At 68.1% G+C, this 25,547-nt stretch carries 28 protein-coding genes; 26 read left to right on the top strand and 2 right to left on the bottom strand.

Features of this window, described 5'->3' with window-relative positions:
* The first annotated feature begins 79 nt into the window (after positions 1 to 79).
* The 21 genes from HY68_RS36930 to HY68_RS45945 all read left to right on the top strand — a co-directional run bounded on the left by HY68_RS36930 (position 80) and on the right by HY68_RS45945 (position 20,718).
* Positions 80 to 421 carry a hypothetical protein gene (locus tag HY68_RS36930; protein WP_052457552.1) on the top strand — a complete coding sequence of 114 codons (342 nt, stop codon included), beginning with the start codon at positions 80 to 82 and terminating at the stop codon, positions 419 to 421.
* Entirely contained in the window at positions 418 to 1,254 is an 837-nt protein-coding gene (locus tag HY68_RS36925; RefSeq protein WP_042001304.1) for a hypothetical protein, read from the top strand. Before HY68_RS36930 ends, HY68_RS36925 begins: the two co-directional genes overlap by 4 nt.
* Positions 1,251 to 1,847 carry a 3'-5' exoribonuclease gene (locus tag HY68_RS36920; RefSeq protein WP_042001301.1) on the top strand — a complete coding sequence of 199 codons (597 nt, stop codon included), beginning with the start codon at positions 1,251 to 1,253 and terminating at the stop codon, positions 1,845 to 1,847. The genes HY68_RS36925 and HY68_RS36920 overlap by 4 nt, the downstream gene beginning before the upstream one ends.
* Positions 1,840 to 2,217: a hypothetical protein gene (locus HY68_RS36915; protein ID WP_157874568.1), complete on the top strand. Its 378-nt coding sequence runs from the start codon at positions 1,840 to 1,842 to the stop codon at positions 2,215 to 2,217. The genes HY68_RS36920 and HY68_RS36915 overlap by 8 nt, the downstream gene beginning before the upstream one ends.
* A complete protein-coding gene (locus HY68_RS36910) occupies positions 2,217 to 2,666 on the top strand; it encodes a DUF6093 family protein (protein ID WP_042001294.1) in 450 nt (149 codons plus the stop codon). The genes HY68_RS36915 and HY68_RS36910 overlap by 1 nt, the downstream gene beginning before the upstream one ends.
* Positions 2,663 to 3,049, top strand: coding sequence for an HK97 gp10 family phage protein (locus tag HY68_RS36905; RefSeq protein ID WP_042001291.1), 387 nt, complete (start codon positions 2,663 to 2,665; stop codon positions 3,047 to 3,049). Before HY68_RS36910 ends, HY68_RS36905 begins: the two co-directional genes overlap by 4 nt.
* A complete protein-coding gene (locus HY68_RS36900) occupies positions 3,046 to 3,495 on the top strand; it encodes a hypothetical protein (RefSeq protein ID WP_157874567.1) in 450 nt (149 codons plus the stop codon). Before HY68_RS36905 ends, HY68_RS36900 begins: the two co-directional genes overlap by 4 nt.
* 132 nt (positions 3,496 to 3,627) lie before the next feature.
* Positions 3,628 to 4,110, top strand: coding sequence for a hypothetical protein (locus tag HY68_RS36895; protein ID WP_042001285.1), 483 nt, complete (start codon positions 3,628 to 3,630; stop codon positions 4,108 to 4,110).
* 111 nt (positions 4,111 to 4,221) lie between these two features.
* Entirely contained in the window at positions 4,222 to 4,809 is a 588-nt protein-coding gene (locus HY68_RS36890; RefSeq protein ID WP_042001281.1) for a hypothetical protein, read from the top strand.
* On the top strand, positions 4,806 to 5,177 hold the full coding sequence (locus HY68_RS39905) for a hypothetical protein (RefSeq protein ID WP_052457551.1): 372 nt from the start codon (positions 4,806 to 4,808) through the stop codon (positions 5,175 to 5,177). Before HY68_RS36890 ends, HY68_RS39905 begins: the two co-directional genes overlap by 4 nt.
* 17 nt (positions 5,178 to 5,194) lie before the next feature.
* A complete protein-coding gene (locus HY68_RS39900; protein WP_052457550.1) occupies positions 5,195 to 9,985 on the top strand; it encodes a hypothetical protein in 4,791 nt (1,596 codons plus the stop codon).
* Complete coding sequence (locus HY68_RS36875; RefSeq protein ID WP_042001278.1) at positions 9,978 to 10,880, top strand: phage tail domain-containing protein; 903 nt, start codon at positions 9,978 to 9,980, stop codon at positions 10,878 to 10,880. The genes HY68_RS39900 and HY68_RS36875 overlap by 8 nt, the downstream gene beginning before the upstream one ends.
* A gap of 12 nt (positions 10,881 to 10,892) precedes the next feature.
* Positions 10,893 to 11,828 carry a hypothetical protein gene (locus HY68_RS36870; RefSeq protein ID WP_042001275.1) on the top strand — a complete coding sequence of 312 codons (936 nt, stop codon included), beginning with the start codon at positions 10,893 to 10,895 and terminating at the stop codon, positions 11,826 to 11,828.
* On the top strand, positions 11,825 to 12,922 hold the full coding sequence (locus tag HY68_RS36865; RefSeq protein ID WP_042001272.1) for a hypothetical protein: 1,098 nt from the start codon (positions 11,825 to 11,827) through the stop codon (positions 12,920 to 12,922). Before HY68_RS36870 ends, HY68_RS36865 begins: the two co-directional genes overlap by 4 nt.
* Positions 12,922 to 14,697 (top strand): hypothetical protein, encoded by a 1,776-nt coding sequence (locus HY68_RS36860; RefSeq protein ID WP_042001269.1) that lies wholly within the window; start codon positions 12,922 to 12,924, stop codon positions 14,695 to 14,697. The genes HY68_RS36865 and HY68_RS36860 overlap by 1 nt, the downstream gene beginning before the upstream one ends.
* Before the next feature lie 154 nt (positions 14,698 to 14,851).
* Positions 14,852 to 15,685, top strand: a complete 834-nt coding sequence (locus HY68_RS36855) for a hypothetical protein (protein WP_042001266.1) — start codon at positions 14,852 to 14,854, stop codon at positions 15,683 to 15,685.
* A 28-nt stretch (positions 15,686 to 15,713) separates the two neighbouring features.
* Positions 15,714 to 15,893, top strand: coding sequence for a hypothetical protein (locus HY68_RS36850; protein WP_042001263.1), 180 nt, complete (start codon positions 15,714 to 15,716; stop codon positions 15,891 to 15,893).
* Positions 15,893 to 16,945, top strand: a complete 1,053-nt coding sequence (locus tag HY68_RS36845) for a peptidoglycan-binding protein (RefSeq protein ID WP_052457549.1) — start codon at positions 15,893 to 15,895, stop codon at positions 16,943 to 16,945. The genes HY68_RS36850 and HY68_RS36845 overlap by 1 nt, the downstream gene beginning before the upstream one ends.
* Before the next feature lie 33 nt (positions 16,946 to 16,978).
* A complete protein-coding gene (locus tag HY68_RS36835) occupies positions 16,979 to 17,344 on the top strand; it encodes a hypothetical protein (protein ID WP_042001260.1) in 366 nt (121 codons plus the stop codon).
* Between the two features lie 30 nt (positions 17,345 to 17,374).
* On the top strand, positions 17,375 to 17,689 hold the full coding sequence (locus HY68_RS36830) for a hypothetical protein (RefSeq protein WP_042001257.1): 315 nt from the start codon (positions 17,375 to 17,377) through the stop codon (positions 17,687 to 17,689).
* Positions 17,690 to 18,435: 746 nt separating this feature from the next.
* Positions 18,436 to 20,718, top strand: a complete 2,283-nt coding sequence (locus HY68_RS45945; RefSeq protein WP_078864160.1) for an SGNH/GDSL hydrolase family protein — start codon at positions 18,436 to 18,438, stop codon at positions 20,716 to 20,718.
* 170 nt (positions 20,719 to 20,888) lie between these two features.
* Here HY68_RS45945 and HY68_RS36820 read toward each other — a convergent pair whose 3' ends face one another.
* On the bottom strand, positions 20,889 to 21,083 hold the full coding sequence (locus HY68_RS36820) for a hypothetical protein (protein WP_042001254.1): 195 nt from the start codon (positions 21,081 to 21,083) through the stop codon (positions 20,889 to 20,891).
* Complete coding sequence (locus HY68_RS36815; RefSeq protein WP_042001252.1) at positions 21,080 to 21,550, bottom strand: hypothetical protein; 471 nt, start codon at positions 21,548 to 21,550, stop codon at positions 21,080 to 21,082. The genes HY68_RS36820 and HY68_RS36815 overlap by 4 nt, the downstream gene beginning before the upstream one ends.
* A 598-nt stretch (positions 21,551 to 22,148) precedes the next feature.
* Between HY68_RS36815 and HY68_RS36810 the strand changes: the two genes are divergently transcribed.
* The 5 genes from HY68_RS36810 (at position 22,149) to HY68_RS36790 (ending at position 25,503) form a co-directional block, all read left to right on the top strand.
* Positions 22,149 to 22,391, top strand: coding sequence for a hypothetical protein (locus tag HY68_RS36810; protein WP_042001250.1), 243 nt, complete (start codon positions 22,149 to 22,151; stop codon positions 22,389 to 22,391).
* A gap of 373 nt (positions 22,392 to 22,764) precedes the next feature.
* Positions 22,765 to 23,001 carry a hypothetical protein gene (locus HY68_RS36805; protein ID WP_042001382.1) on the top strand — a complete coding sequence of 79 codons (237 nt, stop codon included), beginning with the start codon at positions 22,765 to 22,767 and terminating at the stop codon, positions 22,999 to 23,001.
* A 162-nt stretch (positions 23,002 to 23,163) separates the two neighbouring features.
* Positions 23,164 to 23,433, top strand: a complete 270-nt coding sequence (locus HY68_RS36800) for a hypothetical protein (protein ID WP_042001248.1) — start codon at positions 23,164 to 23,166, stop codon at positions 23,431 to 23,433.
* Positions 23,434 to 23,854: 421 nt separating this feature from the next.
* Positions 23,855 to 24,883 (top strand): site-specific integrase, encoded by a 1,029-nt coding sequence (locus HY68_RS36795; RefSeq protein ID WP_042001244.1) that lies wholly within the window; start codon positions 23,855 to 23,857, stop codon positions 24,881 to 24,883.
* Complete coding sequence (locus HY68_RS36790) at positions 24,880 to 25,503, top strand: hypothetical protein (RefSeq protein WP_042001241.1); 624 nt, start codon at positions 24,880 to 24,882, stop codon at positions 25,501 to 25,503. The genes HY68_RS36795 and HY68_RS36790 overlap by 4 nt, the downstream gene beginning before the upstream one ends.
* Positions 25,504 to 25,547 lie beyond the last annotated feature (44 nt).

Raw genomic sequence — 25,547 nt, 5'->3', positions numbered from 1 at the left:
ACTCCCCTGGTGGGGGCGCCAGGCAGGCCCGCACCCGCTCACCCCTTCCCACCCAACCGCCTTGACCTGGAGGAGCCACATGGACGCAGCCACCCGCGCCTGGCTCATCGCCCAGCTCGGAACCGCCACCCCCCTCCCCGACCTTGAGGCACGCTTCACCCGCCTCGGCAAAGCCCGCGCTGTGGCGCTCGAGGTCCTGGGCGAACGCCTCGCCGCGTTCATCGCCCAACCGACCACCGTCAACGTTTCCGGCGTCGTCAGCGTGTCGTTCTCCGCGAACATCGCCGCGCTGCAGAAGCAGATCGCCGACCTCCGCAACGGGCAGCCCGTAGCCCCGGATGAGGACGACCCAGACGGCGACGGCATCGCCGGGGACAACGGATTCGGAGTGATCCTCCTCAGAGAGCGGCCCCGACGGTGACCACGCCCGTGCGCGGCCGCCGCACCCTCCGCTCCCGCCTCCTCGAGTTCATCGCCGACGCCACCGGCCGGCTCACCGCGGCCTGGCGGATCCTCACCACCGCCCAGAGCAGGCTCCTCGACACACTCGCCGGAATCCGCCCCGGCCGTGCAGCCAGCGCCCGCATCCGCGCCGCAGGCACAGCCTTCCAACGGTCCCTGGCCGACTTCGACCGCAGCATGGTCGCCTTCACCGAACGCTGGGCGGCAACAGACCTGCCCCTCGCCTACCGAGAAGGGGCCTTCGGCATGCTCGACCGGGCTGACCGCCCCCACCGCCTGTGGTCCTGGACGCCCCGCCACCAGGCTGTCATCACCGCCACCAGCTCTCAGTACTACGCCGACCTCATGGGACGCCGTAGCGAAGCCCTACGCCGCGCACAAGCCTTCCTGCGGGCAGCCCTGGAAGCCGCCCGCGCCCGGACCACCCAGTTCCGCGTAGCCCGGTTCAACCGTGCCGCCCTCCTGGCAGAGCACCCGCTGAACACGGTCATCTACGCCAACGACACCCGACACCCCGTCGACTCCTGGGCACGCGCCGCCGTCTCCTGGCAGGCCGTCACCACCGCCAACGCCGGAGCCGCCCACACCGCCCTCGAACAACTCGGCTGCACCAAGCTGCAAGTCCGGGATGGTGATGGCTGCGGATGGCGTGACCACAACGACCCTGACCGGGCCGACGGATCACGCCGCGACATCGAGGACGCTCTCGCCCACCCGGTCGCTCACTCGCACTGCCAGCGCGAGTTCCTGCCCTACTTCGAACGCCCCGCCCGCCTAGGAGCCCCCGCATGACCGCCATCGACTACGACCTTGAGTTCCTGGAAGACGGCCACACCATCGAGGTGATCTCGATCGGGATGGTCGCCGACGACGGACGCGAGTACTACGCCGTCAACAGCGACGCCCCCTGGGACCGCATCAAGGAGAACGACTGGCTGGTCCGCAACGTCCTACCGTCCCTCCCCATGACCGGAAAGAGGGCGCTGGACAGTTACTGCGCCCAGTCTCCGAACATCCACCCCAGGCCGCCGCTCGACATGGTCGGACCGGACCTCGGGGACACACGGGTCAAGCCGCACCAGGTGATCGCCAATGAGGTGCGCGACTTCATCCAGGCGACAGACACTGCGGAACCCCAATTGTGGGCCGACTACGGCGCCTACGATCACGTGGCCCTGTGCCAGCTCTGGGGAACGATGATGCAACTCCCGGCGGGTGTGCCCATGTGGACGCACGACCTGCGCCAGGAGATCGAACGCCTCGGAGTCGACCCCGCTGGCCTCCCTTCGCAGGAGTCCGGCGTACACAACGCGCTCGCCGACGCCAGGCACAACCAAGTCGTACGACGCTGGCTGGCCGCAGGAGAGGACGCGCAGCATGAGTGACCCGAGCATGGACTGGAAACCGCGCCATATCTCCGTCACCGGCGACGGCCTCACCGCACGGGTTGTCCTGGACGACACGGACATCAGCCGCCACGTCCAGGGCTACAACATCGAAGGCCGCCCTGGACAACTCCCCTTGGTCGTCCTCTACGCCCACCCCAACGCGGGATCCACCTTCGACGGCGAGGCCCACATCGCGGTCGCCGACCAGACCAACCCCGCCGATGCCATCACCGGGTTCCTCACCACCATCGATCCGGTCGCGCTTGAGCGGGCCGCCCTCGACAGGCCAGACCTCGGCAACGGCAAGGGCGACCTGACCAGGGCCATGCTCGCGCAGCTCGCTGACTGGGCGAAAGGCAACACCTGATGGCCGGCCTCGATGGAGTCCTCGCTGGAGTCAAGACCTGGCTCGAGGACACCATCCTCATCGACACCGTACGGATCACCCTCCCCAGCACCGCCGAACCCGTTCTCAACACCGAGACCGGCCTACTCGAGCAGCCGGACGGCGAGATGCTGTACGAAGGCCCGGGGGCCGTCATCCCACGCTCCGGCACCGGCGACATCAACGTCGTCTCCGACGCCACCCAGCCCTGGACGCAGGACACCAAATCGTCCGGGCTGCTCCTTACCCCGCTCGAGGCCCCGATCGCCCCGCAGTACGCCCTGATCTCCGTCCGTGCCGTCCACGACCCGGCACGGACGGCCCTACTCGGACGCACATGGATCTGCGCCGACCCCGGCCTGGCCAGCACCGTGGAAGTTGTCCGGCGGACCCCGATCGACCAGAAACCCATCCCGGTGGTGGCGCCGTGACCCCAGACGAAGTCGCTACCCGCCTCGACCAGGCGGCTGACGCCCTGCCCTCCGCGATCCGGGGACGGGTTCAGCACGCCGGCGAGTTGGGGCGCGGCATGATCCGGGCGAACGCGTCGGGCCGGCCCGGGCCGAACGTCATCACCGGTCACTACCGGGCCTCGTGGCAGACGCAGACCAGGTCATTGCCGAACGGCGCGGAGTGCACGATCGGCACCGACGCACCGCAGGGACGGCGCCTCGAGTTCGGCTTCACCGGAGTCGACTCCATCGGCAGGTACTACGACCAGCCGCCGTTCCCGCACGTCGGCACAGCCATCCCCGCCATAGAGGCAGCACTGCAGGCGGGGATGCGGAACGCGGTAGAGGAGGTCTTGTCGTGATCGAGCGTCTGCCCTTCACGATGGCTCTGAGCGTCCTGGTGGCGGCGGCCACAGGGAAGCCAGCGGGCCGCGGCCGACGGCCACTAGGTGCGGTGCCGCCCTACTCCCTGCTGTACCCCCTGGAAGCCATCGCGTCCGGCGCCCCCTTCTCCGACCTGAACGAGGACGCGTCGTTCGTCTACCAGATCACCAGCGTGTCCGGCCCGGACCCCACCGACCCTGATTCGTTCGGCGTGTCCGACCAATCCGAGTGGATGGCCGACAAGACCCGCAAAGCGATCCTCGGACGGGACCCGACGACCGGACTGTGGCTGAACCAACTGGATATCCCCGGCGCAAAGGTCGTCTGCCGGGAGCTCGACACCGAACCCGGGGCAACGAATGATCCCTCCGATGCCATCATGAGTTATGTGCAGAGGTTCAGGTTCGACCTGACCTCCACCTGACTCTGGTCAGGTGTTTTACCGCACCGCGGCGGGACCCCACGCGGACGCCACCACGCAGGTGGCCGCACCCACACATCACGTGTAGGGGCCGGGTCCGCACCAACGGATGGCCCCATGACAAGGGGTCCACCCATGCCAGTCAAGAAGTACATGCGTAGGGGAACGTCGAAGTTCTTCTTCCTCGAAGAGATCGCCGCCCCCTCCATGATCCCCACCCGGGCCGAACTGACCGGCGGCGAGGAGTTCTCCGAGCAGATCGCCGCCATGGACGGCTGGACGGTCACCAACAACGAGATCGAAACGCCGAACATGGCGGACACCTACGACTCGACCATCCCCGGCTCGGACAAGGCGGAGTCCTCGAGCTTCACGTTCTACGAGGACGAAGACACCGCCACCACCGAGGCCACGTTCGCCAAGGGCACGGAGGGATTCGTCGTCATCCTCCGTAAGGGCGACGTCGCGGCTTCCACGTCGATGGACATCTTCCCGATCCGTGTCGCCTCGCAGTCCCCGCAGTACACCGCGGAGAACCAGGCCGCCCAGTTCGTCGTGACCTGCTCCATCACCTCCCGCCCGGTGCAGGGCGCCCCCGTGCCCGCAGTCACCCCCTGACCAGTCACCTCACTCGCTCCCCAGCTCCCGGCCGGGCCCAAAGGTGACCTTGGGAAGGGGCACCCTGCGGTGCCCGGTCGGGTCCCCTTCCCCTGACGGAGGACCCACCACATGACCACCACCACAGCGAAGAAGACCGCCGCCACGAAGCCGGCTGCGGACAAGCCCGAGCCGCCCGCGCAGGCAGTTGCGCAGGACGCCCACTGGGCTGCCACACGCGAACGCCTGCGGAACCGCACCCGGCCCACGGCAAAGCTGACGATCTGCGACGACCACGAGGTCAAGCAGGCCCTCGCCGCCGCCCAGTACGCGCAGGGACGGCTCCGTGACCGATTCGCCGTGGACGAGGACAACGCGGAGCTGAAGGAAGCCCTGGAGAAGGCCGCCGCCGATGTCGCTGCCGCGCAGGAGGCGTTCGACGCGGTCGCCATGGTTCTGCGCTTTCAGGCCCTCCCGCGCGACGAGTTCGACGAGCTGAAAGCCGAACACCCCCCGACCGAGACCCAGGCCGACGAGGGGGCCCTCGCCAACGCGGAGACCATCGGCCCGGTCCTCATCTCCCGCTGCTCCATGGACGGCATCACCGAGGACGACGCCCGCGCCTACCTCAACGAATGGGCGGTCGCCGAAGCCGCCCAACTGTTCCAGGCCGCCTGGGACGTCCAGCAGGTGGTGCGCTTTGACGTGGGAAAAGGTTGATCGCAGATGACGGTCTGCGGAAAGAACTCGAGCTGTGCGACCGGTGGGGCATCCCGCACTCCCTCTTCCGAGGCGCCGGGGACGGCAGGTGGACAGCCCGCGACCGGGCCAAGGCCCTCGCCTACCAGGAGTACCAGCGCAGCGTGTGCCCCCAGTGCGGGACCCGCGAAGCGGACTGGGACCCCGACCTGGGCGGCGACCCCTACGCCTACGAGGCGAGCACCCACATGTGCTTCGGCTGCGAAGAGGTCGCCCGCGTGCAGAAGGAAATCCCGGACGGGCCCGCGTCGGCCGGGATGAAAGTCGTGCTGCTGCCGGCGTCGATCGTCGCAGCGCTGCGGGTCCAAGAAGAGCTGGCTGAGGCGTAGGAGAGGAGGGCGGGGCGGTGGCCAACTGGAATCTGTCAGTGGACCTGACCGGTCGGGACAATGACCTGTCGACGAAGCTGCGAGCCGACGCGAAGGAAGCCCGCGCCCTCGGGGTAGCCTCCCGCGCTGCGAAGAACGACATTCAGGGCCTGGGTGACGCGTCGCTCGTCGCATCCGGCCGGCTCGACTCGCTCGGCACGTCGGCGACTGCCGCCAAACGCAACGTCAAGGACCTGGGCGGGGCGGCCACAACCACCGACGGGAAGATCCTCAGCCTCGGGACGTCGGCACAGACCACGCAGGGCCGCCTCGACCAGCTCGCCGGCGAAGCCGGCAAGGCATCCCGTCAGATGCTGGAGTTGGCTGCCGCGGCGGAGCTTGCTGACGAGCAGCTGCGGGCCGTCAGCGACGTACGCATCACCGCCACCCTCGACAACCAGACCTCCACCGGCACCACCGAAATCCAGACCGCCATAACCGGTCTGCGCGCACTCAGCCCCATCGAACTCGTCGCCCAACTCGACAACCAAACCACCGCGGGGATCGCCGGCCTGCGCACCGCCATCACAGACCTCGAGACCCTAGGTCCTGTCCAGCTCGTCGCGAACCTCGATGACGAGACCAGCCCCGGGCTCGCCGCAGTCCGTGAGGCCATCGCCGCCCTCGAGAGCATGAGCCCCGTCCAGCTGCGGGCCACCGTCGATGACGACACCGGGCCCGGGCTGCGGGAAGTCCGTGAAGCAGTCGATGCCCTACGGCTCCTCAGCCCCGTGCAGCTGAACGTCGTCTTCGACGGAGACTCCGCACAGATCACCGCCGCAGCCACAGCGATGGCAGAGCTGCGGGACAACGCGTCCCGCGCCAACACCGCCCTCACCACCCTCGCGACCCGAGCCACCGCCGCCGCAGCAGCCCTGGACGCGATGAAAGAGGCCGCGCAGAACGCGTCGAACGCCCTGCGCACGCTCCGCGGCCGGGCCGCCGCAACCGCTGAGGCACTGGGGGACCTGCGCACCAACGCCCTCGCCGCGGGTGTAGCCCTGCGCACCCTCAACAACCACGCCTCCACCGGAGACGGCAGGCTCGATGCCCTGGCCGGCCGCGCCCGCACCCTGCGCACCGACCTCAACGACCTGGACGGGGTACTGACCACCGTCGGCGGCCACATGGGCGGCCTCAACGGCAACCTCGGGGGACTCGGAGGATCCAGCGGCAACGCGGCCGGCGGCATGAACAAGCTCATGTCGGTCGCCCTCATGCTGGCCCCCGCGCTCCTGCCCATCGCCGCATCGATCGCACCGATCATTCCGCTCGCCGGCGCGGCTGGCCTGTCCGTCGGCGCCTTCGGGGCAGCCCTGATCGGGCAGATCAGTGCCCTCACCGACGCGGCGAAAGCGGAGAAGGCCTTCGACGACGCGGTCGCCAAGCACGGGGCGGCATCGAAGGAAGCGGCGCAGGCGGAGACGGCGTACCTGCAGAGCGTCCAGAAGATGCCCCCCGCCACCCGGCAGGCTGCGGCAGCACTGGCGGTCGCGCAGGATGCGTACAAGGCCTGGAGCGACTCCCTGGCGGGCGACACGATGCCCGTCGTCACCAAGGGGTTGGGCATCTTCTCCGGGCTGCTCGAGCACCTGTCGCCCCTCGCGAAAACGTCCAGCACTGAGCTGTCCCGCATGGAGACGATCATCGCCGGGGGCATGGAGAGCCCCGGGTTCGACACGTTCATGGGCAAGGTCGACAAGCTCGCCGCCGGGGCCTTGCGGGACGCGACGACTGGGGTGCTGAGGTTCGGTCAGGCCCTCGAGAACGGCACCGGCGACAGCCAGATCACCGAGTTCATGCAGTACGCCCGGGAGAACGGGCCCCTCGTCGGGAAGACCCTCAAGGACCTGGCCACAGCGATCATCCACTTGATCAGCGCCGCGTCCGGGGTGGGCGTCGGCATGCTGACCCTGGTCAGCATCCTCGCCCACCTCGTCAACGCCGTCCCCACGTCGGTCATCACGAACCTGCTGCAGCTCGCCATCGCCATCAAGGCCGTCAAGCTCGCCGTGGCAGGCGGTGCAGCAATCAAGATGGCCATGGCGGCGATCACCGCACAGGTCACCCTGGCCGGCACGGCAGCCATCGGAGCATCCGGTGCCCTGTCGACGCTCAGGGTCGCCTTCATGGCCATGTCCGTCTCGGCGCGCATAGCGGTCGCGTCGACCGGAATCGGGCTGCTCGTAGTCGCCTTGATGGCACTGTCGGACAGAGGGAAGAAGACCCCTCCAGACGTCGACAAACTCACCACCTCACTCGCCCGGCTGGCAGCTACCGGCAAGGTCAGCGGCGAAGCGGCCCGCGTGTTCGGGAAGGACCTGGCGGGCCTGGGAGACAGCCTGCAGAAGATCGTCGACCCTAAGGGCCTGGACCAGGCCCAACAGTCGCTGATCTCGCTGTTCGGTACGGACTCGACCCCAGTCAAGGACGCCAAGGCGGCGTGGGACGGACTCGACAAGGCTCTGGCCGGGATGGTGTCGAGTGGTCACGCCGATCAGGCGAAGGCCGCACTGGCAGAGATCGAAGTGCAGTTGCGCAAGCAGGGCCTGACCTCGAAAGAGGTCGACGCCCAGTTGGACGACTACAAGCAGTCGATCAAGGACGCGGCGTTCGAGCAGAAGATGGCCGCCCAGTCGATGGGCCTGTTCGGTGACCAGGCCCAGGCTGTGCAGGCGAAGCTCGCCGCGCAGAAGCAGTCCGCGGACGGGCTGCGGCAGTCCCTCGTCGCCCTGAACGACGTGCAGCGGGCGAGCTTGGGCGGGCAGAACGCGTTCGAGGCCGCCATCGACGCCGGCACGAAGGCGTTGAAGGACAACGGGGCCGCCCTGTCCATGCACAACGGGCAGCTGGACCTCAGCTCGGAGAAGGCCCGAAACGAGGAAGCAGCCCTCCGCACGATCGCCTCCAGCACGGATGAGTACGCGTCGTCGGTGCGGGAGTCCGGCGGGTCCTGGTCGCAGGTCAGCGCCATCTACGAGCGGGGCCGTTCGCAGATCATCGCCCAGGGTGATGCGATGGGCCTCACGAAGACTCAGGCCAGCCAGCTCGCCGACCGGATCCTGACAATGCCGACCCCGAAGGCCATCTTCAAGGGCGACATCACCGACCTCGACGCGAAGATCAAATCTGCTCAGGGGCGGGTCGACTCCCTGAAGCAGAAGCGCAAGACCGCAGTCGGCGCGGACAAGAAGCAGCTGGACGCCCAGGTCAGCGCGGCGCAGCGCAAGGTCAACTCGTTGAAGCAGCAGAAGGCCCTCGCCCTGCTGGCGATCAACAAGACCGGTGGGGCGGTAGCCGCCGCCCGCAACGCCATCGCGTCCCTCCACGACCGAACCATCAACATCACCAGCGTGTTCCGCACCGTCGGAACCCCCTCCACCTTCATGGAGACCCACCCCCGGCCCAACGCCAACGGCGGACTCACCCAGAACGGGATCCGGTACTTCGCCGACGGTGGCGAGAACCACGTCGCCCAGATCGCCCCCGGCGGGCAGTGGCGGGTATGGGCGGAACCCGAAACGCAGGGCGAGGCGTACATCCCCCTCGCCCCGTCCAAGCGCGGACGGTCCCGCGAGATCGCAGAAGAGACTGTGCGACGCCTGGGCGGCAAGGGCATCGCCTGGAAAGCCGACGGAGGTGTCACCGACTTCCGGTACGACCCGTCCACCGGATCCCTGTACAGCGCCTCCGAGGCCGGGTCGGCAGGCAACAAGACCAAGAAGGTCACCACCAAGGTCAAGGGCAAGAAGGTCACCAAGGAAGTCGACTTCTTCGACCTGTCCACGGTCGAGTCGAAGCTCAAGTCGACGTCGAAAGCGACCGCGGCGTGGAACAAGGACCTGCAGAAGGTTGCCGACCTCGCCGGCGGGGACGTCGCGGACGCCCTCGCGTCCATGGGCAAGGACGGCATCGCCCTCACCCACAAGATGGCGACCGGGTCGACGTCCTACCTGAAGCAGATGTCTGCGGCGCTGCGCGGTTTGGCGGCCACGGCCAAGGCCTCCCTGACGGACTACACGCGGGAGATCGGCAAGGCCACCACCACCAACACCACGTTCGCCTCCAACCTGGCCAAGCTCGCCGGGAAAGGGTTCGGGGAACTCGCGAAGCAGCTTGCCGCGCAGGGGGATGAGGCGGCGCAGCAGTTGGCGGCGGCCGCTGTGGCCGACCCGAAGAAGGCCGCGACCGCGAACACCGCTGCGGGCAAGGCCAACAACGCCCTGACGGGGGAGCAGGTTCAGCAGCTCGTCTCCATCATCGCCGCGGTGAAGACCGCCAAGACCGGAATCCACGACGTTGCCGCGGCCACGGGCTTGGGCGAGGACGACATCATCTCCACCGCTACCCGCTCCACCGCCCAGATCAAGTCCGCCCTTGGCTCCCGTGCCACGAAGTTCCTTGCTGACCTGGGCAGGGCGCAGAAGCACCTGTCGTACGCCGACGGGGGGATCAGGGCCGGCATGTATGCCACCCAGGGCGGCATCGTGAATTTTGCGGAGCCGTCCACCGGCGGGGAGGCCTACATCCCCCTCGGGTCCAACAAGCGGGGCGCCGCCACCAAGGTCCTCCGCGATGTCGCCGGCAGGTTCGGGGTGTCCATGACGGACCTCTCCTCCAACCGGCCCGTAGTCGTAGTCCAGCAGGCCGGCGACACCCACGTCACCGTCACCCCCGTACGCAGCAACGCGTCCGGATCTGACATCGGAGCGCAGGTCGGTCGCAGCGTGCGGCGCGCCCGCAGAGGAGGGGTGGCAGCCCGTGCCTGACCTTGCACTGATCGACGGTCAGATCGACCTAGGAGGCATCCTCCTCGGACCGGACACCGCCATCAACATCATCGACGTGGCCGGCCTGGGACGCCCCCCGGTCCGCACCAACGACGTCGACCAGCCCTCCATGGACGGCGCCTGGGCCGGCCCGGACTACTGGGCATCCCGGCAGGTCCAGATCGACGCCGCGATCCGCATCCCAGGAGACCGTGAGGCGTGCGAGGAGATCCTCGCAACCCTCCTGCAGGCGTACGCCGACCCGGCGACACGCCTCACGGGTGGCGTCGGGACCACGCTCCGCATCAAACGCCCCGGACGCCCGGTCAAGCGCCTCACCGGACGCGTCCGGAAGATCGACCCCGAGTACGCCCGCGTCATCTACGGCTACATGCCCCTCGACATCGAGTTCATCGCCCAGGACCCCGTCTGGTACGGCGACACCATCTCCGTCACCGAGATCCCCCTGGGCTGGCTCACCGGCGGCGGGTTCGCAGCCCCGGTCGTCGCACCGATCTTCGTGCAGGACGGAACGGTCGCCGCAGACCGGCCTGGGTGGGCCCACAACGACGGCACCGCGGACGCGTGGCCGATCATCCGCATCACCGGGCCGTGCGCCACCGTCACCATCACCCACGCCGAATCCGGCCGGCAGCTCTCCTTCCCCACCCTGAACCTGAGCGCAGGCCAGTGGATCGAGATCGACACCCGGCCCGGCTACCGCACCGTCACCCGCGAGACCGGCGGCAACGCCTCCACCCTCATGTCCCCGTCGTCGCGGATCGACCTGTTTTCCCTGCCGCCCGGCCAGTCCGAGATGCGCTGGACCGCGTTCGACAACACCAACACTGCCCGCATGCGCCTGACCTGGCGCAACGCCTACAACGCCCTCTGAGGAGCGACAGCGATGACCCTGTTCCAGGTGCCGATCCTCACCAACGGCGCCACCCACTCCGCCCAGCAGTTCCGCATGATGGTCCGCGACCTGGTGTCCGCCGCTGAGGGCATCACCGAGGGCGACGACCTCAAGGTCACCCAGCGCAGCACACCCGGATCCGGGGTTCAGGTTGCCGATGGGTCCGGGGTCATCCGCGGCCGAGCCAACGCGAACCAGGGCCACTACTCGGTTTGCAACATCGGGACCGCCCTCGTCGACATCTCCGCGACCGGCGGCAGCGCCCGATCCGACATGGTGATCCTCCGTGTCGAAGACCCCGAGTACGAGGGCGACCTCGACCCGGTCACGGACCAAATCTGCTACTTCCAAGTCATCTCGAACGTGTCGTCCAGCGCCACGACCATCCCCGACGGCCGGACAGGGATCCCCCTGGCCCGCATCGACATCCCCTCGTCGACCAGCACCATCACGAACGCGATGGTCAAGGATATCCGGAAGGTCGCCACCCCCCGCCGGGACCGAACCCTGTTCACCCAGTCCCCGGCGTCCACGTCGACACAGATCGGCGGCACCACCCTCGTCTACAGCTACTTCTCCACCACGGCCGGCATCAGCGTCCCCGTCCCGGACTGGGCATCCACCGCCCGAGTCATCGTCGATGTGGGCGGCCTGCGCCTCGCGACCGCCGCGGTGTTCGGGAACATCAGGGCGACGTTCGGGGCGTCGCTGACGATGCAGCCCGTCATCGTTGACGACAACGGGAGCGGGGTCCGGCGCCTGTACGCGAAGTGCTGCGACACGTTCACGATCCCCGACGCCTACCGGGGCACCAGCCAGCTCCTGCGCCCCCAGTTCGGCGGCAGCACCGGCAACGCCGGCACCGTCGCAGCCGACTCCAGCAGCACCTGGTCCTACGACATCGAGTTCTCCGAGGCGCCGCGGTGACCGGGACCCGCATCCTCACCCAGAACGCCCTCACCGGGGAGTGGCTGTCACCCGCCCTGCCGCTCACCGCCCGCGAGTACGGCGACGAACTCAACGGCCCCGGGTCCCTGTCGGGGAAGCTGTCGCCACGCCTGGTCGCCCAGAACCCGACCCTCCTCGACCCGGGCACCACCCTCATATACGTCGAAGAGGCCGGCGACCTGACCTGGGGTGGCCTGGTGTGGGACGCCCGTCCCCAGGGCTCGGAGTACGCCATCGAGGCCGCTAGCTGGTCGTCGTACCTGATGCACCGGTACGACCTGGACGGCGAACTCAACGGCCGCGGCCCCTACGTCTACGCCGACCGGTGCAAAGTCATCCGCGACGTGTGGGCGTACGCGCAGTCCATCACCGACGGGAACCTGGGAGTCGTCGTCGACAGCACCACCTCCACGTCGACCGTCGGAACCCCCGAGGACGTCCTGCACTCGAACCGGTGGGACGCCAGGGCCCTGGGTGACCTGGTCGACGACCAGGTATCCGCAGACGCCAGCCCGGACTACTCATGCACGGTCGCCTGGAACGCCGACAAAACCGATGCGATCCGCCGGATCCGCCTCGGCTGGCCCCGGTTGGGGGCCCGCCGCACCGACATCAGCTTCTCCTCCGGCGTGAACATCGTGACCGACCCAGAGATCGAGCTCGCCGGCGACGACTACGCCCAGGTGGTCATCGGCATGGGCGCCGGCGACGGCTCAGAGAAGCGCCGCCAGATATCCGCCATCCGTAACGGCCGGCTCCGCCTTGAGTACACCGCCTCGTTCCCCGAAGCCGCCGGAGACGACGTCCTCAAGTCCCTCACCGATGCTGAGCTGGCGAAACGCCTGAAGCTCGGCAGCCTCAACGAGATCACCATCCGGGACACCCCCGCGGCCCCGTTCCGGTCCTGGCAGGTGGGCGACGACGTGTACACCCGGGTCTACAACCCGTGGGTCGAGTTCGTGGGGTGGCGGCGCATCACCGGCTGGACCATCCGACCTGACGCCACCGGCGGACCCCAGGCCACCATCAGCCTCCAACCGGCTGACAGCTACCAGTACGGAGGAGTGTCCTGATGGACATCGGAGTGCAGCTGGTCCAGCTCGAGAAGCGTCTCGCCGCAGTCGAGCGCCAGTCCCGACTGTCGTCCGCGTCGCTGGACGACACCTCCATCACCGTCAAGGACAGCGTCGGCCTGGTGCGGGGCATGATCGGCCAGCAGGCCGACGGGACGACCGCCGTGAACATCGTCAACGGCGGCCCCCCGCCCGTACCGTCCACGCCGACCGCGGCACCCGCGCTCGGAGGGATCGCCGCAGGATGGGACGGGACGTTCGCCGACGGGGCATTCATCCCCATGGACTGGGCCCGAGTCGAGGTTCACGCCTCCACCACGGCCGGCTTCGACCCGACCCCGGCCACCCTGGTGGCGACGATCGAGACGGCGCAGGGCGGCATCGTCTACGTCCCGGCCACCGCCCCCACCTACGTGCGTCTCCTGGCCCGCAACACGTCCGGGGCAGCCTCCGCACCGACCGGCACGGTCGGCCCGTACGCGCCGCGCCCCGTGGCGGGGGAGATCGGCATCGGGGAGATCACCGCCACCCTCATCAGTGACGGCGCCGTCACCACCCCGAAACTCTTCGCGAACGCGGTGACCACAGCCAAACTGGACGTCGGCTCGGTCGACGCGACCGCCCTGAAAGCCGACGCCATCACCGGCAAGGTCATCACAGGTGGGGAGATCAACGGCTCCGTCTTCCAGACCTCCTCGGTCGGCGCGGAACGCATCACCATCAACGAAGCCAACGCCAACAAAATCATCATCTACGACGAGACCGGGCGGGCCGTCGGCGAACTCTCCGGGCGGGGCCTGCTCCTCGAGGGCACCAACGGTGCCCTCATGTACCTCGACCCCGACAACACCTATCCCAACCTGCGCCTCACCAACGACGACCAGTCCAACGAGGCTGTCATCAACGTCGTGGAGAACACCCCGGGCTCCGCGAACCTGGGGATGAACTCGGGCAAGTTCTCCGGCAGCGGCTTCACCGACCTCAAATGGCGGACGTTCTTCGGCGAGGACTTCTGGGTCGCCGAACGGATCCGCCAGTCCGCCAACTCCACCACCGTCGGCGGCCGCATCGACCTGCGTGCGGATCACGGGTCGGTCGGGTACGCCGACACCACCGGCACCACCCTGTCAGCCGACATTATTTTCACCGCAGGAATAGCGAACATCCGCACAGGACGGCTCGTAGCGACTCCTGCCGCCACATCGTCCTCCGCAACGTGGATCAGCGGCGCGGCAGGCCAGACAGGGCCGCTGTTCCGGATCACACTCGATAGTGTCGACAAACTAGTCGTTTTCCCGTCGGGGAACTTGCAGTCTTTCGGGACGGTCTTCGCGCCAGCGCTGGAAACGGACAGTCTCTCTGTCAGCGCAACCACGTTCACCGCCTACACTCCGACCCTCACCGGCGGAGGGTCGGCCACATTCAGCACCCGAGACGGCTGGTACTACAAGCTCGGTGACATGGTCTTCGTGTACGCCTACATCGTGATCGGCACGACGGCCGGCACTGGAACCACGGGCATCATGGTGTCCCTGCCGTCCGTGCCCTGGCGCGGCAGTTCCGCTGACCGCAGGCAGGCCATCTCCGGATACGGCGGCGGCATCGGCGCCGGCACCAACTCCGGAATCGGCGGAAACATCACCGGCCTGGTCCTCGGCTCCGGCACCGGCGCCGTCCTCGACCACATCCGCACACCCACCGACATCCAATTGCGCGGCAACAACCTCGCCGCAGGGGCGATCATCACCCTTGAAGGCTGGTACCGGGAGGCCTGACCGGGGGCAACACCTGCCCCGTACATGCGTACGCTGATCTCAGAGGGCGACCCTCCGCCCCAGCTCCACTCCCCGAGGGACTGCCACCCGGCCATGCCGGAGCAGACACCACCCACATAGCTCTGGGCGCGGGGAGTGCGAGGAGCAAGGGCGAGTGCCCACCAACGACCTGACGGTCAAGCAGTACGACGTCACACCCCAGCTCGGCAGGCACATGGTCCTGGACCCCAGATCCATGGCCTACCGCCGGCACTTCAACGGCGACCCCGTCCACCCCGTCGAATGGGCACCCAAGGTCCCCGTCCTCGACCAGCAGGACCTCCTGGCCCAGGGCATCCGCACCAGCGAGCTGTTCCCGAACGTGGGCGACGTGGACGGTCTCGGGTCGTGCACCGCGAACGCCGCCACCGCCGTCGTATCCGTGCTCCTGGACGCCGACGCCTGTGCTGCTGCGGGCCTCGACATCACCGACCCGGTAGCCGCCGAAAAGTGGGCCATCGGCCTGTACGCCGACGCCACCCAGCGAGACGAGTGGCAGGACCAGACCTGGCCCAGCGACGACTGCGGATCCTCCGGCCTCGGAGTCGTCAAAGCCCTCCGCGCCCGCGGCCTCATCGACCAGTACGGGCACGCCACCACCGCGGAGCAGTTGACCATGCTGCTGCAGACCGGGCCCGTCCTCATGGGCATGCCTTGGCTTGAGGCGTTCTTCGAGCCGAGCACGCCCGACGCCTTCCTGGACGACATCCCCGACTGGCAGCAGTCCCCGGTCGCCGGCGGCCACGAAGTCGCCATCACTGCCCTGGAGTCCGTCCACTACGACAGCGGCGACGCCCTCGACTACGACCGCACCATCCTCCGCGTTCGCAACAGCTGGACAACCAGCTGGGGCGACGACGGTCACTTCCGCATGTCACTGGGCCTTTACCAGGCCTTGCACGACCAGATCGACATCGTCCAACCCCGCCTTGACGGCACAGCTCACTAACCCTCCGCCCGCTTCCCAGGGAGTCCCCATGGGCGCCACCCGCCCCACAGACAGCGACCCGACGCAGGAGCAGCAAGCCGAGCTCCTCACCGAGTCGGGCAACGCGCCGACCGTCGACAACGAGGCCCAGCTCCTCGCCGACATGTACGGACAGCCCGACGCCAACGGCGTCTACGGCGCCCCGGCCACCGAAGGGAGCGCCTCCTGATGTCCGGCCTCGAAGCAATGATCTCGTCGATGGAGAAGTGTCTCGGCCTCGGCGAACCGAACAAGATACAGACCTGGTACCGGAGTCGGAACGGTTCCGCCTACAACGGCAACTTTGCATGGTGCGATAGCACCATCACCTGGGCGGCCGTCGATTCCGGCAACTACGACACCGTGTGCTTCGGCACCGACTACGCCTACACCGTCGCCCACGCCCAGAAGTTCAGCACCAAGGGCCAGTGGACCGCCATGACGAAGGGCATCGCCGGGTCCGGTATCCGCCGCGGTGACATCGTCTTCTTCGACTGGGACGGTTCCAGTTCCATCGGGTCCATAGACCACGTCGGCATCGTGACCAGCGTGTCCGGCGGTAACGTCTACACCATCGAGGGCAACACCTCGAACGTGTGCGCCCGCCGCGTCCGTGCGGTCCACGACATCGCTGGCTTTGGGCGGCCCGCGTACAGCAAGGTGCCCGGCACGCCAGCCGCCACTCCGGCCCGGTACACGAACACCGTCAACGGCCTTGCGTACGGGTACGGCGCCAAGGGCGACCACGTGACGAAGGTCGGCAAGGCCCTCGTCGCCAAGGGCTTCGGGAAGCACTACACCGAGGGCCCCGGCCCGACCTGGTCGGACGCGGACACGTCCAACTACTCGGACTACCAGAAGAGTCTGGGACTCAAGGGCACGGCGGCCGGCCAGGATGCCGACGGCGTTCCCGGCGCCTCCACGCTGAAGAAGCTCCTCGGCACCCTGCCGTCCAAGCCGGCACCCAAGCCGGTCTACGAGCCGTTCCCAGGTGCCGCGTTCTTCCACACCGGGCGCAGCAGCCAGGTCATCACCGCCATGGGCCGCCGTCTCGTTGCGGAGAAGTGCGGCAAGTACAACTCGGGGCCGGGTCCGAACTGGACTAACGCCGATCGGGCGAGCTTCGCCGCTTGGCAGACCAAGTACAGCAAGGCGAACAAGCTCGGCTGGTCCGCCGCTGACTGCAACGGCATCCCCGGCAAGGAGTCGTGGGACGCCCTCAGGGTTCCGAAGTCCCTCTAACCACCACACCCATCCCACCCTCAGGAGAATCCCGTGACACCCGTCAAGATTTTCGGGCGCGAACCGTCGGTCATCCTCGGTGCCATCGCGGTCATCGTGCAGTTCGTGTCGGCTTTCGTCATCGACGTCAGCCAGAACACCCAGACGCTCATCAACGCCCTGGCGGCCGCTGTAGTCGGCTTCGCGGTGGCGTACATGGTGAAGGACGAAGGGACCTTCGCCCTGTTCGTCGGTCTTGGCCAGGCGGCCCTGGCGCTCGGTATGAACCTGGGACTCGACTGGTCCACCAAGGAACAGGCCGCCGTGATGGCACTGGTCACCATGGTCGGTCAGTTCTGGCTGGTCAGGGACCGGGTGACCGCCCCCGTGTCGAAGGAAGACCTTCGGCTGGCGGCCTGACCACCTCTTCATCCTGATCCGGAGCTCGACATGGCTGATGAGCCGTCTCTCGGAGAGCTGGGGCGGCTCATCCAGGCCATGCGCGGAGACATCCGTGACGACATGGCCCAGATCAACGCCCGGCTCGATCGAATGGTATCCACCGAGGTCTACGCGGTGGAGAAGGCAGGACTGGCCAAGGACATCAGCGACTTGGCCAAGGTTGTGGAGACGATGCAGCAGCAGCGAGCGCAGGATGCCGACCGGGTCACCCAGACCCGGCGGTATCTGACTGCGTCCGTCATCATCCCGATTCTGGGTCTGATCGTTCCGTTCGTGTTCTTCATCCTCGGAGGTAAGGGGTGAGGACTCAGACACGGGTCGAGGCCCGCAAGGAGCGGAAGCGCGGCGACTACATGGCGGCGGCCGCCGCCGTGTTCGCCGCACTGGTCCTGGGCGCAGTTGTGACAGCTTTCGTGGTGCTGTCGGGGCAGCTGGATTCGGCGAACCAGGCCCGGGACGCTTTGGCCCGGCAAGTGCAGGGGCTGGGTGGGAAACCCGTGGCGGGGCCGCCCGGGTCGCGTGGGCAGTCCATCGCGGGCCCTCCCGGCCCGTCCGGCTCTCCGGGACCGCAGGGACCGTCGGGGAAACCCGCCCCGACCATCACCCCAAGCCCGGGGCCACAAGGACCAGAAGGGCCTGCGGGGAAAGCGGGTCAGGCGGGTGCTGACTCTGTCGTACCGGGCCCCTCCGGGCCGCCGGGGCAGGACGCTACTGGCGCCCCGGGCAAGGATGGGCAGAACGGTGCCGACGGGCAGAACGGGACGGACGGTTCGCCGGGCCCTCCGGGAGAGAACGGCAAGGACGGGGCCCCGCCCTCCGGCTGGACGTACACAGACCCTGACGGCGTCACCTACAACTGCACGCCGGCCGTCGACTTTGATCCGGATGCCCCCCGCTACGCCTGCACGCCTGTAGGCGGCGGCGAGCAAGCCCCGGACACGCAGGGACCTACCGACACCCCGAATGATCAGCAATCCCCGAACGACAGTGTGGCGTTGCTGCCGATGGGGCTGCTGTCCGACCGCCGACGAAGCTGACTGGAGATCGTTATGCCGTTCCCTGAGGGCCTGCCGACGACGCTGGTCACGTATACCGCAGCGTCTCCGGCCGGTGGCGGCCCCGCGGTGGGCACAGTGGAGTTCGTGCCTGCTGCGCCTGCGGTGACGGTGGCCGGGTACGGGATGGTCTTCACGGGGAAGGGTGCGTTCTCGTTCGACGTGCAGGGCCGTCTGGTCGACGCCGACGGCAACGTCGGGGTGCGACTCCTGCCGAACGACGTCCCCGGGGCCAACCCCGCGGACTGGGTGTGGATGGTGTCGGAGACCATCGCGGGTGCCCCTCCGAGCCTGTACTACATCCACCTGTCCGTAGACCAGCAGGAGGTCGACTTGTCTACTATCCGGCAGGTCGATCCGGTGAAGGCCAATTACGTGGCTGTGCGCGGCCCGGAGGGTCCTGCCGGCGAGCCAGGGGAGCCCGGTCCTGCGGGATCTGCTGGCCCTCAGGGGGAGCCGGGCCCCCAGGGGGTAGCCGGCCCGGCGGGTGATCCAGGTCCGGCAGGAGCCGACGGAGCCGACGGAGCCGACGGCCAGGATGGTGCGCAGGGCCCCGCGGGTGCCACCGGAGACACCGGACCTGCGGGGCCAGGTGGCGAGGCAGGACCGGCTGGCAGCCAGGGCCCGAAGGGCGACACCGGAGAACGCGGGCTCCAAGGCGAACCCGGAGCCGCCGGCACCCCAGGTGCGGCAGGCCCGAAGGGGGATACCGGCGACACCGGTCCCGCCGGCGAGCGGGGACCTTCAGGAGACACCGGCCCACAGGGCGAACCCGGAGAGCAGGGGCCCGTCGGCCCTGCGGGTACGGACGGAGCCGACGGCCAGGACGGCGCGCCCGGTGACACAGGCCCACAGGGCGAACCCGGGCCGGCCGGAGAGCAGGGAGAGCCCGGGACTGCCGGGGCGACGGGCGCCAAGGGCGACACGGGCGAACAGGGCCCTCCCGGAGCTGATGGTGCCACAGGCGCGGCCGGGCCCAAGGGGGATACCGGAGACGCGGGTCCTGCCGGGCCGACTGGTGCAACCGGCGCCAAGGGCGACACAGGCGACCAGGGTCCGAAGGGCGACCCCGGGGACACCGGCCCGGAGGGACCTGCGGGTGCAGGATCGTCCGCGTGGAGAGTCCGCGACCTCCCCGACCAGTCGACCGCAGACAGCCTCTACACCGGCACCACACCCACATACTCGACCGCGCAGACGTCGACTCCGACCAGCGGCTACATCCGCTACTCACCGCCCGGAGTGGCCCTCGCGGGCACCGATGTGACGGGCCCGTACTCGTTCATGGGCTGCGGCGACATCACCCCTGGTACTGGCACCCCCGACTCGAACTACGTCCTGCCGCTGTCCCGGTACCCGAATACGTACGCCTCGGGGCAGGCTGTGTGGTCGGTCGAGTTCGGCACTGACGCCCAGATTTTCCAGGTCCGCATGAAGTACATCTCGACCGCGACCATGTTCCGGCTGAGCATCGACGGCCGTAAAGCCCAGGATCTGATGCGCGCCTCCGCAGGCACGACCGCAGGGTCGGCGCACCTGATCACGATCGACCTGGGGAGCGCGGCCGCGCGCAGGATCCGGTTGGACTTCTACACGTTCCCGTTCGGCGGGGTGTACCTGCCGCCCACCGCGTCCATGTGGCCCGTGTCGTCGACCGGCGGCCGGCTCATGGTCTTCGGGGACTCCATCAGCGACGGGTCCGCCCAGAACACCGGTGGCGGCGCCGGCACCTGGTTCGCGAGGGTTGCTCGTATGCTCGGGGCGAATGACGCCTGGGAGCAAGCCCGAGGCGGTACCGGGTACATCACCCCGGGGACGTTCGCGACCTTGGCTGACCGGGTCGACGACGACGTCGTCGCGTGGGCTCCATCGAGACTGATTGTGTGGGCCGGGTACAACGACAACGGCGGCAACCAGACGACGATCAAGTCTGCTGCGGACAGCCTGTACGCCACGATCAAAGCAGGGCTGCCGGACTGTGAGGTGTACGTCCTGGGTTGCTGGGCGCCTGCCGTGTCCGTGGCGGCGGGCATCACGAACACGGACAACACCCTGCGCGCGGCTGCTGCGGCGGCTGGGTTCCCGTTCGTGTCCCCGGTGACGGGCAACTGCTACGACGGTGCGGGGACGTTGGTGTACTCGGGTGGCCCGTGGATCAGCAACTCGGGTCAGGTGTCGGCGTACATCGGGGCTGATGCGGTGCACCCGGTGGACGCGGGTCACGTGTATCTGTCGCGTCGGATCATGACGTCGTTGGCTGCGCTGATGCCTGTGTAGGTGGGGGCTGGTTGGGTCTCTCCGACCGGTCGTGTCCTATAGAAAACCGCAGCAAATAACGATCATGAGCAGCCCTCTGACATCCCTCGCCTCACGCTCCGCCCGGATCTCCCCTGACCGTTTGACCTGCGAAAACGGCGCCTGCGTGAAGCTTCTGGGTTTTCGGGACTCTACCGTTTCAGGTCGGTGCGCTTGCCCTGTCCGGGCATGGCGGACCGAGCTGTCTCTGCCGCGTCCTGCTCGTAGAGCTTGGCGCCGGTGGTGATGTCTCGGCCGACGGGTTCCAGTGTTCCGAGGATGGCGCGTGCGCGGCCGTAGGAGATGCCCCAGGCGTCGGCGCACTGGCGGGCGGTCATGGTCTTCATGCGGCGTCCTCTTCGTACCGGGCGCGGAATTCGGCCCAGGTCAGGGTTTCGATGATCTGCTCGGGGACGGCGGTGGGTTCGTCGTCGAATCCGGTGTCGGTTTGCCAGCCCTCGAAGATGATGACGCGCTCAGCGTCGGGGACCATGCCGCTGCGGCCGGACTCGGCGTAGTAAGTGATCAGGCTCTCGGGTGTGGAGTAGCAGGAGTAGCCGCGGATGCAGTCTTCCCATCCGGTGCCGTCGCAGTTGGTGCAGGTGGTGCTGCCGCCCTGACCGTCGCACTTGTCGCAGCCAAGGGCTTCGCAGTGGCGGCACTCGGTCCACTCGCCTTCGCTGGCGTCGCACATCTGGCACTCGGACTTGCTGAGGTCGCCTGGCTTGCGGTCGATTCCCGTGAGGGATGACCAGGCGTTCGCGGCGGTGAGGTCGCCGAGTTCGGTCCAGTGGACGCGGTAGAAGGTGGCCATGCAGCAAACCTACGCGCATGGCGCACGGAAGTCAATCGGTGTTGGCTTTCGGAGGTGCTGGGCTGCTGGCCTGAGGGGGCTGGGCGCAGCGGTTAGAGGGCACGGAAGAAGGGCCCTCCCGGCACCCGCGCCAACGGGACAGCAGCCGTTCGGACCCTTCGAGGGGTTGGAGCCCTGTAGCAACCAGGGGTTCTTCCCTTTGAACGTAGCGGGCGGCGGGGCGGGGGCACAAGGTACGCAGGCGTTCTGGCGCGGAAGTGAGCCAATGCCAGCCTGGGGCTGACTGGCCTGAGGGAACGCCAGCGCCCATCGGTGTCACGCTGGTTCCGTGGCTCGCATGCTCGGTACGTTCGCCCGTCCCTGGTGCCCCGTCTGCAAGGGCCCCGCCGGTCCGGACTGCCCTGACCAGTCACGGGACAAGAAGGCCCAGCGCGCCTGGGAGAAGCGGGAATGGCGGCGCGCAGCGCAAAGCCCCGCCGAAGCGGGGCTTTGGACTTCGCCCGACCCTCGATGAGATCCAGCGACGGAGTCCCCTTCACTGTACCCACAGACACAAGCGGCGGGCGAGTTAGCTGGCCAGCCCCCGTAGGCTCCCGGCATGACCTCAGCGGAACTCCAGCAGCACCTGGCGGACTACGACCAGGCTGTGCGCGTGGCCCATGAGACGTATCCGGGCATGTCGAGCGACGAGCGCGTTGCACGCGGCTTGGCGGCTGGTCAGCTTGCCGGGCACGCGCCCAGCGACCGCACCGACCCGACGTGCACTGGGTGCCCGGGGAAGCCGTGGCCGTGCGGCATCGCCAAGGGTGCCATCAAGTACGCCGACCCCCGGTACAACTGAACGGCGGGTTCGGCCGGGGGAGCCTTCCACCCGTCGCGTGGGATCGTGGGGGCATGGGCGACGCGGAGGGAATCCGCCTCATCAATGGGCGGCGCATGCAGTGCAAGGACATTCCTGACGGGGTATTCCTCGGGGCGGTCAGGCGGACGCCGGGTACCTCCGTGAGTTCATGGCGGATGAGCTGGAACGTTCACGCAGAGCTGGAGGAGACGGTGGGGCCGGTGCCGGCGAATCTGTTCCAAGCTAAGGCGCGACGGCTATGCGATCGGGGGCTGCTCGGAGGGTGCCCGTGCGGGTGCCGCGGCGACTATCACCTGCCTTCGGAGTGCGACGCGGGTCCCACCTGCTGCCCTGACGCAATCTGATGGAGACGATGAGCGGTTTTAAGACCGAGGCTGAGCAGTGCTACGTGGCCCGGTACTGGCGTTACTTCGAAGAGTTCTCGGAGGAGTGCCCGTCCTTCGACGAGGCCCTGTACTTCTTGTCGGCTGGCTGGGCTGCGGGCGATCTGAAGGAGATCGCGATCGTCGCACCGGACGGGCAGGTCGTCTCGGAAGGTGCCGAGTTGTTCGCGGCCCTGACCGATCGAGTGCGGCAGGACAATCCGTAGCACTGCCCGCAGGATCCTCCCATAACGTGCGTTGGGCGTCCGATGTCGGCGCCGGAGTCCAGATCCTTAGGATCGGTCCTGGCGAAGAATCGGAGATGCCCTCCGCATTCGCGCGGCCACGGCGGCGGGAACGTCTGCCGCATCGGGCCGTACGGTCGGTACATGGACAGAGACCCCCGCTTCGAGTGGATCCACGTTCCCGAGGTCGGCAACGAAGACCAGTGGGTCAAGGGCAGTTGCAATCACCTGGCGCCCGTTCCGGTGCATGCTGAAGTGACGGGCGAACTGGTGGCGCACCTGTGTCCGGACTGCGATGCGCAACTCCCGGCGGAGTTGTCGTCGGTGCGGGGCGGCCTGGTGAACGGTCCCCAGCCCTTTGCCCTGTATCCGGGTGAGGAGTACATCCCGCTGTCTCGCCCACCGCGCTCGTGACGAGCGGGCAGCCGCAGCGCGGCGACTTCGCCACCAACGGGGAGTACGAGCAGGCTTGGTATGTGTGGCGTGCGCTGTGGCGGGACGATCGCATGAGCGATGACGAGCTGAAGGCCCAGTTCGAGGCGCTCTGCGACGTGCTCGGCTCCACGCGTGGGGCACGATAAGCTCACATATGAGGAACGATCACTAAGCAGGGGAGAGCCTCAATGAGCCAACCCACACCCGTCGCCATGGTGTGCACCGTTGAGGAGTGCCCAGCCTACGAGCCGACTCCCACAGCGGAAGCCGGATGGACGGGGGACGCCATCGGACGCCTGTTCTGCCCCCGCCACCCTGCGGACAAGGCCTGCCGCATCTGTGGCGCCGACAAGGGAGACAACCGCATCATCTGCTCCTCATGTGCCAGCGGAGACTTCCGGTGACCGCCCACCTGCCTACCAGATCGACCGGACGCCCGCTCCTTCCCGCAGAGTTCGACGCCGAACTGCTTGCCCGCCTCGCCGCCCTCGACCGGGCTTCCGACAGCCACGCCCAGGAGCAGCGCCCCGACAACACCACTCGCGCCTACGCTGGCGACTGGAAGACCTGGACCCTGTTCTGCGAGCAGTTCCAGATCCCCACCACCGCAGCCACCCGAGGCACCCTCCGCGCCTTCGTTGACTACCTGTGGAACCGGGAGAAGCGCGCGTACGCCACCATCGACCGGAAGCTCGCCGGGGTCACCGTGACCCTGCGCACCCAGTACAGCGTCGTCGTCGACCCGAACGCCACCAAAGCCGCCCGGGAACTGCTCAAGGACTACCGGAAGAAGTCCGAGGAAGACGAGGAGCCCGCGCGGGGCCGCGGTAAGGCGCCCGCTATGCGGCTGGCTGACCTGCAGCACATTGTGTCGCTGTGCGGCGATGACGTGTTCGGGCTCCGGGACCGGGCCATGCTGCTCCTCGGGTTCTCCATCGCGGCCCGCCGGGCGGAGCTGGCCGGGCTGCGGCTGCGGAACATCCGCGATGACGAGAAGGGCCTCCTGGTCGACGTGCGCGTCTCCAAGACTGACCCACGTACCGTTCCTGTCCCGTACGGGGAGCACGTGCTGACGTGCCCTGTGCGGGCCTGGAAGGCGTGGCAGGAGGCGGCCGGGATCACCGACCCGGACCGGCATGCGTTTCGCCGTCTCCACCACACGGGCAGCGTCCAGCCGCAGGGCCTGACGCCGCAGCGGGCCGGCGATATCATCACCGCAGCAGGGCTGCGTGCCGGATACGAGGAATTGTTCACGGGCCACTCGGTACGCTCCGGCATGGCGACAGAGGCACGTCGCAAGGGCAAGGACCGTAAGGCCATCGCGGCGATCACCGGGCACAAGGACGGTTCCAAGGTGCTGGACGGCTACATGCGCATCGTTGACCAGTGGGATGAAACCGACAACGCGTTGATCGGAATCGGCCTGTGACCACCAGCCACGAACGCGGCGCGCACGCTGTCCTCGATCGCATGATGACCCGCGAGCACACGGCCGCTGCGCTCGTTCGGACGCGCAACCGGCTTGCTGGTAGCGACCACTTCACCCCCGGGTTCGTGGCCGCCGTCGGGCAGATGCACCGCCTGACCCCGGGGCGCTGGCCCGTACACCAGGTTGCCGCCTTCCTCGACATCCACGCTGCGGTCGGCGCCGGCCGGTTCGCCATGGTTCACATCGGAGTCGGCACGGCGCCGCGGCCCGATACAGAGCGGGCCGCCAACGCAGCAGCGCTGACTGACCTACCCGACCCGTTCACTGTGCGCCTGGACCTCGGCCAAAACGCCGCCGACGAGGACGGCATTGTGGAGTGGTCCGAGGACATCGTCGTCACGCTCTCAACGGGAGTGTCCTACACGGCAGGATGCGTCATACCAGAGCCGCTGACGATGCCGACCATTGTTCGACCCTCGCGGATTCCGCTGGAGGTCGGCACCACTCTGCCCAGTCGAACGCTGCTGCATCTGGAAGAAGACGGCGGAGTAGCCCGCTGGGCGTACGACAGCACCGACATCTGCGTCCTACTGAACCTGCAACACCCGCTGACGGGCTGACGGCCACAAGGGGCCACGTGAATCGCGGCGCGTATCGCTGAACG

Source organism: Streptomyces sp. AcH 505 (assembly GCF_000818175.1).
Lineage (GTDB): Bacteria > Actinomycetota > Actinomycetes > Streptomycetales > Streptomycetaceae > Streptomyces.
The sequence above is the reverse complement of the archived record's forward strand: the minus strand, read 5'-3'. Positions and strand labels throughout refer to the sequence as shown.